Source organism: Streptomyces sp. NPDC003032 (assembly GCF_053591415.1).
On record NZ_JBSFTT010000026.1, the window covers coordinates 120,770 to 132,345 of the forward strand.

Annotated in this window: 10 protein-coding genes and 1 pseudogene; 9 read left to right on the forward strand and 2 right to left on the reverse strand. The window is 72.9% G+C overall.

The features are described 5' to 3' along the window. Positions 1-12: 12 nt before the first annotated feature. Complete coding sequence (locus ACWDZ7_RS30730; protein WP_451801488.1) at positions 13-642, reverse strand: TetR/AcrR family transcriptional regulator; 630 nt, start codon at positions 640-642, stop codon at positions 13-15. Between the two features lie 129 nt (positions 643-771). Here ACWDZ7_RS30730 and ACWDZ7_RS30735 point away from each other — a divergent pair, with 129 nt between their 5' ends. Continuing rightward, positions 772-1,701: a zinc-binding dehydrogenase gene (locus ACWDZ7_RS30735; protein ID WP_451801489.1), complete on the forward strand. Its 930-nt coding sequence runs from the start codon at positions 772-774 to the stop codon at positions 1,699-1,701. Between the two features lie 37 nt (positions 1,702-1,738). Here ACWDZ7_RS30735 and ACWDZ7_RS30740 read toward each other — a convergent pair whose 3' ends face one another. Then, complete coding sequence (locus tag ACWDZ7_RS30740) at positions 1,739-3,169, reverse strand: cytosine permease (protein WP_451801490.1); 1,431 nt, start codon at positions 3,167-3,169, stop codon at positions 1,739-1,741. A gap of 155 nt (positions 3,170-3,324) precedes the next feature. On the opposite strand from ACWDZ7_RS30740, the gene ureA reads away from it, so the two are divergent. From ureA to ACWDZ7_RS30780, 8 genes and pseudogenes are all read left to right on the forward strand, one after another. Continuing rightward, positions 3,325-4,029 carry an urease subunit gamma gene (ureA, locus tag ACWDZ7_RS30745; protein WP_451801491.1) on the forward strand — a complete coding sequence of 235 codons (705 nt, stop codon included), beginning with the start codon at positions 3,325-3,327 and terminating at the stop codon, positions 4,027-4,029. Further along, positions 4,026-5,747: an urease subunit alpha gene (locus ACWDZ7_RS30750; protein WP_451801492.1), complete on the forward strand. Its 1,722-nt coding sequence runs from the start codon at positions 4,026-4,028 to the stop codon at positions 5,745-5,747. Before ureA ends, ACWDZ7_RS30750 begins: the two co-directional genes overlap by 4 nt. Before the next feature lie 17 nt (positions 5,748-5,764). After that, positions 5,765-6,802, forward strand: coding sequence for an agmatine deiminase family protein (locus tag ACWDZ7_RS30755; protein WP_451801493.1), 1,038 nt, complete (start codon positions 5,765-5,767; stop codon positions 6,800-6,802). A gap of 15 nt (positions 6,803-6,817) precedes the next feature. Beyond that, positions 6,818-7,432 carry a TetR/AcrR family transcriptional regulator gene (locus ACWDZ7_RS30760; RefSeq protein ID WP_451801494.1) on the forward strand — a complete coding sequence of 205 codons (615 nt, stop codon included), beginning with the start codon at positions 6,818-6,820 and terminating at the stop codon, positions 7,430-7,432. A gap of 126 nt (positions 7,433-7,558) precedes the next feature. Further along, positions 7,559-8,620, forward strand: a complete 1,062-nt coding sequence (locus ACWDZ7_RS30765) for a WD40 repeat domain-containing protein (RefSeq protein WP_451801496.1) — start codon at positions 7,559-7,561, stop codon at positions 8,618-8,620. A 387-nt stretch (positions 8,621-9,007) separates the two neighbouring features. Next, positions 9,008-9,682: a TolB family protein gene (locus ACWDZ7_RS30770; RefSeq protein ID WP_451801497.1), complete on the forward strand. Its 675-nt coding sequence runs from the start codon at positions 9,008-9,010 to the stop codon at positions 9,680-9,682. Positions 9,683-9,805: 123 nt separating this feature from the next. Then, on the forward strand, positions 9,806-11,068 hold the full coding sequence (locus ACWDZ7_RS30775) for a hypothetical protein (protein WP_451801498.1): 1,263 nt from the start codon (positions 9,806-9,808) through the stop codon (positions 11,066-11,068). A 329-nt stretch (positions 11,069-11,397) separates the two neighbouring features. Next, positions 11,398-11,576, forward strand: a pseudogene (locus ACWDZ7_RS30780) (citramalate synthase); the annotation flags it as partial.

Genomic DNA, 11,576 nt, shown 5'->3' on the forward strand with positions numbered 1-11,576 from the left:
CCCAGCGCAGCGCTAACGCACCGCGAGGGTAAGGCTCTCCGGCGCCGCGGCGCAGGCGCGCCTCAGCCCCGCCGCGAGGCGGTCCCGCGTGGGACCGGGACCCTCGATCCACGCCTCCACCGCCCGGTGGAACGCCGCGACCAGGACATCGATCGCGAGCCGCACCCGCAGATCGTCGCCCCCGCCCGGCAGGGCGAACCGGCGCCGCGCCACGACGAGCGCGGCCCGGCTCGTGCGGTCGCAGAAGGCCAGCCCATGCGCGTCCATGGAGGGGGTGACCGCGGCGAGGCGGCGGCTGAGCAGCACCCTCCCGGCCCACCCCTCATCCGGCATCCGCGCCAGCGCGCCCAGCAGCGCGTCCCGCAGCACGTCGAACAGGGCCTGGCCGGGGGCCGGTTCGCAGACCTCCAGCTCTTCGAGGAACGCCTCCCAGAGATCCTGGGTCGGCGCCATCGCCACGTCTTCCTTGCTGCTGAACGTACGGAAGAACGTCCGCTTGCTGACCTCCACCGCGTCGCACAGCGCGTCGAGCGTCACGCCGTCGAAGCCGCGCTCCGTGAACAGCTCCAGGGCGGTGTCGACAAGTGCCTGCCGTGTCCGCAGCTTCTTGCGCTCCCGCAGGGGCAGCCGGTCGATGTCCATGGCCGAAGTGTAGCCCTGGGAGCGAATGCCCCTTGAAGGCTTATGCCACTCAGTGGCACTATTGCGGCGGCCGGGCCCTTCCAAGGTGCCGTCGGCTCTCTCTGGCGTACGACGAAAGGCACAACTCCCATGCGCGCACTGCTGGTTGACCGGTCCGTCCCCGGCGGGCTCCGCCTCGGCGAAGCTCCCGCCCCCGAGCCCGCCCCGCATCAGGCCCTGGTCCGCGTACGGGCGACCTCCCTGAACCACGGCGAGGTGAGGTGGGGCATCGAGGGCGCGCCCGAGGGCGCGGTGCTCGGCTGGGACGCGGCGGGAGTGGTCGAGCGTGCCGCCGCCGACGGCTCGGGCCCCGCGGCGGGCACCCCCGTCGTGACCCTGGGCGGCGACGGCGGCTGGGCCGAACTCCGCGCCGTGGACACGGGCTGGATCGGCGTCGTACCCGAGGGCGCCGACCTGGGTGCCATCAGCACCGTGCCGGTCGCGGGCGCCAGCGCCCTGCTCGCCCTGCACCGGATCGGGCCGATCCTCGGCAGGCGCGTCCTGGTCACGGGTGCGACCGGCGGCGTCGGCCGGTACGCGGTGCAGCTCGCCCGGCAGGGCGGCGCCCACGTCATCGCGGTGACCGGCGACCCCGAGGGGCGGGGCGAGGCGCTCCGCGCCCTCGGCGCCCATGAGGTGATCGCCACGCCTGAGGCGGCCGGCGCCCCGGTGGACGGCGTGGTGGACGTGATCGGCGGCCGCCAACTCGTCGCTTCGTACGAGAAGTTGGGCCGGGACGGCACACTCGTCTCCGTCGGGCAGGCCGGCGGTGAGGCCGAGCACTTCCCGCTCAGGGCCCTCTATGGGGAGGCGGGCCGCCACAACCGTTCGATCGTCAACTTCCAGCTGCTCGGCTTCCCCGACCTGGCCAGGGATCTGACCTGGCTCGCGGAGCAGGTGGCGTCGGGCGCACTCGACCCCGGCACGTCCTGGCGGGGCGCCTGGGGCAAGGCCCCGGAGGCGATCGACACGCTCCTCACCCGCCGTCTGCACGGCAAGGCGATCCTGGACATCGGCTGAGGCAACAGCCCCGCCGCCCCGCAGTCCCGACGGAGTCTCAGCCCGCCAGGGACTCCTCCTCCGTGAGGGGGAGCGGGGCGACGGCGGGCGAGTGCCGCCGCGTCAGCGCGGTGTACGCCGCGCCGCCCACCACTCCCGACAGCAGGAAGCTGCAGTCGACCCCGCCGGTCAGGGACAGCAGCGGACCCTCGTACGAAGGGAGGGAGACCGCGATCAGGCCGACCGCCGCACCGAGCGCCCAGGACGCGGTGGCCTGGACGTTCCAGCCGGCGCGGTACCAGTAGACGCCGCCCCTGGAGCGGCGGTTGAAGACCTGGAGGGCGTCCGCGTCGTACTCCCCGCGGCAGCGCGCGAAGCCGATGAGGGTGATGACGGCCCAGGGCGTGCCGATGGCGGTCAGGAGCAGTACGAACGATGTCATCGCGTCCTGCGCCTCCCACGCGTAGTGGCCGACGAAGACGCAGCCCGTGGCGACGACGGCGACCGTGTACGTGGCGCGGGCACGCGAGGCGCGGGGCAGGATCGCGTCCAGGTCGAGGCCCATCGAGTACAGCATCAGGCCCGCGTTGCCGACCGAGCCCGCGGAGGCGGCGAGCAGCAGCGGCACCAGGTACCAGGTGGGGGAGACGTCGACGAGGCCTCCCGCGTAGTCGAGGGCCGCGCGTGCCGCGTACGCCGTGAACGTGCCGAAGAGCTGCGGGATCAGCAGCCCCGCGAGCAGTCCGGCCCAGGCCGCGCCGAGCACCGCGCGGGAGCTGTGCCGGGCCGGTGAGACGTAGCGGGTGTAGTCGCCGAGCAGGGTGATGAAGGCGATGGGGCCCGAAAGGCCCGCCGCCACCAGGGCCATCAGCCAGGTGGGCCAGAACGAGCCGAGAAGGTAGCCGCCCGCTCCCGGGAGCGCCGATGTCGTGAAGTAGGGGGCGTACGCGACGACGCCGAGGATGAGCAGCGCCGTCATGCCGAAGGCGAGCACCCGGGAGAGCCGTAGCAGCACGCGGTAGCCGAAGACCGCGCCGACCACGGTGGCGGCGGCGAGCAGGGCGTAGACGACGGCGTACGAGAAGCCGCCGGCCGGCAGTCCGAGCAGGCGGTGCAGCACGCCCACCATCACGTCGCCGCCGATCCAGATGGTCAGCGCGGTGTAGCCGAGCGAGAGCAGCAGGCCGACGACCGAGCCGACCAGGCGCCCACGCACCCCGAACTGCGCGCCCGAGGAGGTGGAGAGGTTCGTGCCGGTGCGCAGGGACACCAGGGCGAGCGGCGCCGTCAGCGCGGTGCCGATCACCGTGCCCGCGACCACCGCGCTCACCGACTCCCACCAGCCGAGGCCGAACGACACCGGCAGCCAGCCGAAGACGATCACCCCCAGGCAGAGGTTCGAGCCGATCAGGATCGACACGAGATCGCGGGGGCCGCTGGTGCGCTCCCCGTCCGGGATGGTGTCGACTCCGCGCTGTTCTATCGGCATGAGGGTGCCCCTGACGCTCGTTTGGTCCCGATGGTTGCTCCCGTATTTGAGCAGCGCTCAATGTGACGTGTTGAACCCCATCCAGTCAATGCTTCCCGCATGCGGATTCCGTAGTTAGAGTGGTGCTCTAAACCTGGAACAGGGAGGTACGGCGCGTGCGACTGACGCCCACCGAACGCGACCGGCTGCTGCTCTTCGGGGCCGCCGAGCTCGCCAGGGCCCGCAAGGCGCGCGGCCTCAGACTCAACGTCCCCGAGGCCACCGCGCTGATCGCCGACACGGTCTGCGAGGCGGCCCGCGACGGCGCCCGCCTCGCCGAGGCCGTCGAGCGCGCCCGTGCCGCCCTCGGCCCGGACGACGTCCTGCCCGGCGTCGCCGACGTGGTGACCGAGGTGCATGTGGAGGCCGTCTTCGACGACGGGTCCCGCCTCGCCGTCGTCTGTGACCCCATCGGCGGCGGCCTCGGCAGCGAGGCGCCCGGCGCGCTCCTGCCCGGCCCCGCGCACGAGGACCCCGCGCCCGTCGTGACGCTGACCGTGCGCAACACCGCCACCGTGCCCGTCTCCGTGACCTCGCACTTCCACTTCTTCGAGGCCAACCCCCGGCTCGACTTCGACCGCGCCGCCGCCTACGGCCTGCGCCTGGCCGTGCCCGCCGGGTCCTCCGTCCGCTTCGGGCCCGGCGAGAGCGGCGAGGTCGGGCTGCTGCCGATCGGCGGCGAGCGGATCGCCATCGGCTTCGCGGGCCTGGTCGACGGGCCGCTGGACGCGCCGGGCGCCCGCGAAGAGGCGCTGCGCCGCGCCGCCGCCTGCGGCTACCTCGGCGTACCGGAAACGACTGAGCAGGAGATCCAGCGATGAGCCGCCCCGGAGGCCACGCCGCCGAACCGCGCCGCCTCACCCCGTACGAGTACGCCTCCACGCACGGCCCCCGCGCCGGCGACCACGTCCGGCTCGGCGACTCCGGGCTGACGATCCGCGTCGAGTCCGACGCCCAGAAGTACGGCGACGAGTTCCTCGCCGGTTTCGGCAAGACCGCCCGCGACGGACTGCATCTGAAGGCCGCCGCCGTTCGCGAGACCTGCGACGTCGTCATCAGCAACGTCGTCGTCATCGACGCCGTGCAGGGCATCCGCAAGGTGTCCATCGGCATCAGGGAAGGCCGCATCCACGCCATCGGGAGGGCCGGTAACCCCGACACCCTCGACGGCGTCGACGTCGTGGTCGGCACCGGCACGTCCATCGTGTCCGGCGAGGGGCTCATCGCGACGGCCGGTTCCGTGGACACGCACGTCCACCTGCTCTCGCCGCGCATCATGGAGGCCTCCCTCGCCTCCGGCGTCACCACGGTCATCGGCCAGGAGTTCGGGCCGGTGTGGGGCGTCGGCGTCAACTCGCCCTGGGCGCTGCGTCACGCGTTCAACGCCTTCGACGCCTGGCCGGTCAACATCGGCTTCCTCGGCCGGGGCTCGTCCTCGAACGACGCCCCGCTGATCGAGGCGCTCGCCGAGGGCGGCGCGTCCGGCTTCAAGGTGCACGAGGACATGGGCGCGCACACCCGCGCGCTCGACACCGCGCTGCGCGTCGCCGAGGAACACGACGTGCAGGTCGCCCTGCACAGCGACGGCCTGAACGAGTGCCTGTCGGTCGAGGACACCCTGAAGGTCCTGGAGGGGCGGACCATCCACGCCTTCCACATCGAGGGCTGCGGCGGCGGTCATGTCCCGAACGTCCTGAAGATGGCGGGCGTACCGAACGTCATCGGCTCCTCCACCAACCCGACCCTCCCCTTCGGCCGGGACGCCGTCGCCGAGCACTACGGCATGATCGTCTCCGTCCACGATCTCAAGACCGACCTGCCGGGCGACGCGGCCATGGCCCGCGACCGCATCCGCGCCGGGACGATGGGCGCCGAGGACGTGCTGCACGACCTGGGCGCCATCGGCATCACCTCGTCCGACGCGCAGGGCATGGGCCGCGCCGGTGAGACCGTACGCCGCACCTTCGCCATGGCCGGGAAGATGAAGGCCGAGCTGGGCCCCATGGAGGGCGACGGCCCGCACGACGACAACGCGCGCGTCCTGCGCTACATGGCCAAGCTCACCATCAACCCCGCCCTCGCCCACGGCCTCGCCCACGAGGTCGGCTCCATCGAGGTCGGCAAGCTCGCCGACATCGTGCTGTGGCGCCCCGAGTACTTCGGCGCCAAGCCGCAGCTGGTCCTCAAGTCCGGCTTCCCCGCCTACGGCGTCGTCGGCGACCCGAACGCCGCGACCGACACCTGCGAACCCCTCGTCCTGGGCCCGCAGTTCGGGGCGTACGGCGCGACACCCGCCGACATCTCCGTGGCGTTCGTCGCGCAGGCCGCCGTCGACCAGGGCAACGACCTCATGCCCACCCGCCGCCGCCGGGTCGCCGTGCGCGGCACCCGTGGCATCGGCCCCGCCGACCTGCGTCTGAACTCCCGCACCGGAGCCGTCGACGTGGACCAGCGTTCCGGCCTCGTCACCCTCGACGGCGACCCGGTCCGCTCCGAGCCCGCCGACTCGGTCTCCCTCAACCGCCTCTACTTCCTCTGACTCTGAAGGTGTACGTCATGTCTGCTGCCGCCGACGGCTTCCGCATGCCCGCCGAGTGGGCCCCGCACGAACGCACCTGGATGGCGTGGCCGTGCCCCAACCCCACCTTCGACGACCCCGAGGGCCTCGACGGGTCCCGCCTCGCCTGGGCCAACGTCGCCCGCGCCGTACGCCGCTTCGAGCCTGTCACCGTGGTGTGCGGGCCCGCCCAGTCCGCGTACGCCAAGGAGCTGCTCGGCCCGGACATCGAGGTGGTCGAGCGGGAGCTCGACGACGCCTGGATGCGGGACATCGGGCCGACCTTCCTCACCGACGGCAAGGGCCGGCTGGCCGCCGTGGACTGGACGTTCAACGGCTGGGGCGCCCAGGAGTGGGCCCGCTGGGACCACGACTCCAAGATCGGCGCGTACGTGGCCGACCTCGCCGGAGCCCGTACGTACACCTCGGACCTCGTGAACGAGGGCGGCGGCATCCACGTCGACGGCGAGGGCACCGTCCTGCTCACCGAGACCGTCCAGCTCGGCCCCGAGCGCAACCCCGGCCGGACCAAGGCGGAGGTCGAGGCGGAGATCCACGCCCACCTCGGCACCACCAAGGCGATCTGGCTGCCGCGCGGCCTCACCGCCGACTACCCCGGCCACGGCTACGGCACCCTCGGCCACGTCGACATCGTCGCCGCGTTCGCCGCGCCCGGCGTCGTCCTCGTCCACTCCCAGCGGGACCCCGCCCACCCCGACTTCGAGGTCAGCAAGGAGGTCGTCGCGACCCTCCAGGGCCAGAAGGACGCGCGCGGCCGCACCCTGCGGATCGTCGAGGTGCCCGCGCCGACCGTCCTCAAGGACGACGAGGGCTGGGTCGACTACTCGTACATCAACCACTACCTCTGCAACGGCGGCGTCGTCCTGTGCGCCTTCGGCGACCCGAACGACGAGATCGCGGCCGGTATCTTCCGCGGTCTCTTCCCCGGCCGTACGGTGACGCTCGTCGACGCCCGTACGATCTTCGCCGGGGGCGGTGGCATCCACTGCATCACCCAGCAGCAGCCGAAGGTGTGAATCAAGGAGCAGGACATGGCCTCAGCCGGGCAGGCCCGCGCGCGGAAGAACGCCCCGCCGCGTGAGGACGTCCTCGCGGCCGCCATGGAGATGATCGCCGAGCGCGGCCTGGAGAAGCTGACCATGGCCGCGCTCGGCCGTGAGGTCGGGATGAGCTCCGGCCACCTCCTCTACTACTTCCGCACCAAGGACGAACTGCTCCTGCGCACCCTGGAGTGGAGCGAGGGCCGCCTCGGCACCGAGCGCGGCCGCCTCCTCGCCCGCACCGGCACGGCCCGCGCACGCCTGGACGCCTACGTCGGGCTGTACGTCCCCGACGGCGTGGGCGACCCCCACTGGACGCTCTGGCTGGAGGTCTGGAACCGCTCCCTCAACGCCGACGAGGAGGGCCGCGACCGGCAGGCCGCGATCGAGGGTGCCTGGCACCGCGACCTGGTGGCTCTGCTCGCCGAGGGCGTCTCGCGGGGCGAGTTCGGCGCGATCGACCCCGACCGGTTCGCGGCCCGGTTGCGGGCGCTGCTCGACGGCTTCTCCATCCACGTGGCGATCGGGCTGCGCGGCACCGGGCGGGACCAAGTCCTCGCCCACGTACGGGAGTTCCTGGACGCGGCGCTCGCCCCTGACGCCTAGGGACGCCCGGCGGCCTGTCCAGGTTGTACGCAGTCCGGCGGATTGCCCGCCGCGTGGCGCGTGCGCTTGTATCCCCGTGGGCCTTCGGCGTCGGGCCGGGGGAGTGACAGGTCCGTGGGGGAAACCATGTCCACTGCCAGACGTGTGTCCTTGAGCGCGTTACTCGTCGCGGCGCTCGGCGCCACCGCGTCGCCGGCGACCGCCGTCCGGGCGGCGCCGCCCGCGCCGACGGTGGAGCGCGTGAGCGTCGCGGCCGACGGAACCGAGGCCAACGGCGGCTCCGGGTCCGCCTCCATCACCCCGAGCGGCAGCCACATCGGCTTCAGCAGCAAGGCCACCAACCTCACGCCGGACAGCGCGCCGCGGCCGGAGGCCTTCGGGCACGTGCGCGACCTCACGACCGGGCAGGTCACCCGGGTCAAACCCAGCAGGGGCGCCCCGGTCGTCAGCGGCGACGGGCGCTACGCCGCCCACAGCGACTGGGGCCCGTACCTCCTCAACGTCTTCCTCACCGACGTGGCCACAGGCGAGCGCAAGCGCATCGACGGCGCCGCCTTCAAGGACACCTCCCACTCACCCTCGATCAGCGCCGACGGCCGCCACATCGCGTACGAACTGCGCCCGCGCCACCCCGAGGACCCCTACCGCGTCGAGGTCTACGACCGCGTCACCGACACCCGCGAGACCGTCAGCGGCGCACCGCAGAGCTCCGTCCACGACATGTCGACACCGTCCATCAGCGCCGACGGGCGCCACGTCGCCTACCGCGACGCGGGCACCGGCGAGGTCTGGGTCCGCGACCGCGAGACGGACACGGTCACCCGCGCCGACGACGGCACGGCCACCGAGCTCGTGCAGCTCAGCGGTGACGGCCGCACCGTGGCGACGAACTCCGCCGACGGGGCCCGGGTCCGCGACCTGCGCACCGGCAAGACCCACGAGATCGCGGGCGGCCACGCCGAGGCGGTCAGCCCCGACGGGAAGCAGGTCCTCTACCGGGACGCCCGGTCGACGCTGCGGCTGCGCACGCTGAGCAACGGCCACGAGACCACGGTCGGGCACGGCTCCGCGGCCCCGGGCGCGGTCGGCGCGAAGGGACGCACCGTCGTCTACTCCACCGCCGACGCGGACGTCGTGCCCGGCGACACCAACGGCGTGAGCGACGTCTTCAAGTGGACGGCCCGTTGATGCGGCGCCCCGCGAGCGCCCTGCTGGGCGCGGTCATCGGCGTCACGATCACCGCGGCGACCCTGCCCACCGCGCAGGCGAAGACGCATACCCCCCGCACCGAGCGGATCAGCACCACGAGCGAGGGCGCCCAGCTGGACGGCCTCTCCCATCAGGGCGTGATCAGCGACGACGGCAGATACACCGCGTTCCACACCAAGGGGGCCCAGTTCGGCTGCCACCAGAACGTCTACACGTGCCTCGTGCTGAAGGACCGCGTCACGGGCGAGGCGCACACGGTCCCCCAGGCGGGCGGCCACTTCTGGGCGCCGCCGGTCATCAGCGGCGACGGCCGGTACATCGGCTTCACCGCGGGCCAAGGTCCCGCTGCCCCGGCTCCACGACCGCGTGACGGGCACCACCGAGACCGTCCTGCCCGGCGCCGATCCCGAGGCGTGGATCGGCGAGATGTGGGCGCTCACCCCCGGCGGCGGTCATGTCGCCTACGGCGCGGGCGACCGGCCGAGCCCCACCCTGCGGCTGTACGTGCGTTCCATGGCGACCGGCGCCGACGAGCTGGTCTCGGGCGCGGCGGACGGCCCCAAGGACGCGGCGTCGCTGAGCGCCGACGGCTCGCTCGTCGCCTACCAGACCCGGTCCGCCGGCGACGACCCCGCCGACGTCCTCGTCAGGAACCGCGCCACCGGTGAGACCGTCCATGTCGACAAGGGCCTGGGCAAGGGGGAGTTGGTCCAGCTGAGCGAGGACGGGCGGTACGTCCTCTTCGACGCCGGCGGGGGTGCGTACCTGCGCGATCTGCGCTCGGACACGACCCGGCGCGTCGCGGACCGGCCCGCCGTGTCCGCGAGCCGCGACGTCCGGTACGCCGTGCTCGCCGGGGAGGGCGACCTGGCCCTCCTCGATCTGCGCACGGGCGGGCACCGGCCCGTCGGACCGGGCGGGGCCGTGCCCGGAGCCGTCACCGCCAGGGGCCGCGGGGTCGTCTTCACGTCGGAGGCCGCCGACCTCGTGCCGGACGACACCAACGGCGACTGTGACCTCTTCCTGCGCCACACACGCTGAACCGATCCGTGCGGAGCCGTCACCGGTCCGCGTCCGACCGCCCCGCTCGGCACTCCGGGAGCGTTCCCGGCCCGCGCACCGTGACCTGACAGCACCACGACAAGAAAGTACGGGGAACAGCTCATGCACAGCACCAAGCGCCACGCCGCCCTGACGGCCGCCGCCCTCACCGTCGCCGCCGTCACCGCCATGGCCCTGCCCGCGGCCGTCGCCGCACCGGACGCCGCCGCGCCCCGCACCGAGGGCGTCAGCGTCACTCCCGAGGGCAAGGCCGGGAACGGCACGTCCGCGGGCGCCGTGATCAGCCGCGACGGCCGGTTCGCGGCCTTCGAGTCCGAGGCCGCCGACCTGGTCGCCGGCGACACCAACGGTCAGCGGGACATCTTCGTACGCGATCTGCGCACCGGAGGGACCGAGCGGATCGCGCTCGAAGGGCGCCAGGTCAGCGGCCCCTCGCTGAGCGCCGACGGCCGCTACGTCGCGATGGTCACCAGCCCGGCGGGCTCCTACTCCGACCGGGACGTACGCCTCTACGACCGCAGGACGAGGACGACCGAGCGCCTCGACGTCGAACTGCCCGACGGCTACCCGGGCGACAGCGCGGGCAGCGTCTTTCTGAGCGCGAACGCGCGCTACGCCGTCTTCAGCACGGACGGCCCCCGGTTCGACGGCACGGCGGTCTTCCTGCGCGACCGCGAGACCGGCACCACCGAGAAAGTCAGCCACCCCTACCCGGGCGGCGACGGGGAGCGCGACGCCCACTCGCCGACCGTCAGCGACGACGGCCGCCGCGTCGTCTACGCCACCTCCTTCGTCAACGGCCCGCGCGGCGACGACTGGAGCGACCTGTGGCTGCGCGACCGCAGGACGGGAAAGGTGACGCAGATCGACCGCTCCCACGACGGCTCCAAGACCGAGAAGGAGTCCCTGCAGCCGTCCATCAGCGGCGACGGCCGTACCGTCGTCTTCGAGTCCCGCGACACACACCTGGTCCCGAACGACGACGACGCCGCCTGGAACGTCTTCGTCCACGACATCGCCTCCGGCAGGAACCAGCGCGTCCACGGCACCCAGGGCGGCCCCGGCGAGGCCTACACCCGCGCCCCCGCGATCAGCGCCGACAGCCGCTACCTCACCTACATGTCGGAACTGACCGAGCCCGGCGCCGAGTACGGCAAGGAGTGGCCCGTCTATCTGCGGGACCTGAAGAAGGGCGGCACCACGCTGGTCAGCCCGGACACCACGGGCGGCGCGGCCACGGCGGACGTCGCCCCGGGCGGCGTCTCGGCGGACGGCCGCCGCGTCGCCTTCCTCTCCGGTGACGAGACGCTGCTGAGCGGCGACACCAACGACGGCTACGACGCCTTCGTGCGCCGTCTGCGCTGACGTACACGCGGGGCGGGCGGCGTGTCCGGCACACCGCCCGCATCGTGAGACGGGGCCGCGCGGCGGGGGCGAGCTGTGGCAGGCTGCGTCCGTGCTCTCGTTCGCCATGATTATTGGCAGCAGGCGCGCCGGTCCGCAGTGACCGTCTCGTACCACCATGTACGGGCGGACACCGTCGTCCTCGACCCGCGCGCAGACCTCTCGCACCCGCGAGGGGTTTTTTCGTTTCCCGGCCCAACCGCAGCCGGACACGGAGCACGCGGGATCATTGTGGGCGGTGGAGCCGGTCCTTCCGGTAGACCGAGATCCGACACAGGAGCCAGATCAGCATGACGGAAACTCCCGACGATTCCTTCCATGTCTTCGACACGACGCTGCGCGACGGCGCGCAGCGTGAAGGCATCAGCCTCACCGTCGCGGACAAGCTGGCCATCGCCCGGCATCTGGACGACTTCGGCGTGGGCTTCATCGAGGGCGGCTGGCCCGGCGCCAACCCGCGCGACACCGA

What these genes read in the sequence shown, in the direction of transcription:
- ACWDZ7_RS30735 (WP_451801489.1), top strand. Translation starts at nt 772, where the DNA reads ATGCGCGCACTGCTGGTTGACCGGTCCGTCCCCGGCGGGCTCCGCCTC.
- ACWDZ7_RS30750 (WP_451801492.1), top strand. Translation starts at nt 4,026, where the DNA reads ATGAGCCGCCCCGGAGGCCACGCCGCCGAACCGCGCCGCCTCACCCCG.
- ACWDZ7_RS30775 (WP_451801498.1), top strand. Translation starts at nt 9,806, where the DNA reads ATGCACAGCACCAAGCGCCACGCCGCCCTGACGGCCGCCGCCCTCACC.
- ACWDZ7_RS30765 (WP_451801496.1), top strand. Translation starts at nt 7,559, where the DNA reads ATGTCCACTGCCAGACGTGTGTCCTTGAGCGCGTTACTCGTCGCGGCG.
- ACWDZ7_RS30730 (WP_451801488.1), bottom strand. Translation starts at nt 642, where the DNA reads ATGGACATCGACCGGCTGCCCCTGCGGGAGCGCAAGAAGCTGCGGACA.
- ACWDZ7_RS30740 (WP_451801490.1), bottom strand. Translation starts at nt 3,169, where the DNA reads ATGCCGATAGAACAGCGCGGAGTCGACACCATCCCGGACGGGGAGCGC.
- ACWDZ7_RS30760 (WP_451801494.1), top strand. Translation starts at nt 6,818, where the DNA reads ATGGCCTCAGCCGGGCAGGCCCGCGCGCGGAAGAACGCCCCGCCGCGT.
- ACWDZ7_RS30755 (WP_451801493.1), top strand. Translation starts at nt 5,765, where the DNA reads ATGTCTGCTGCCGCCGACGGCTTCCGCATGCCCGCCGAGTGGGCCCCG.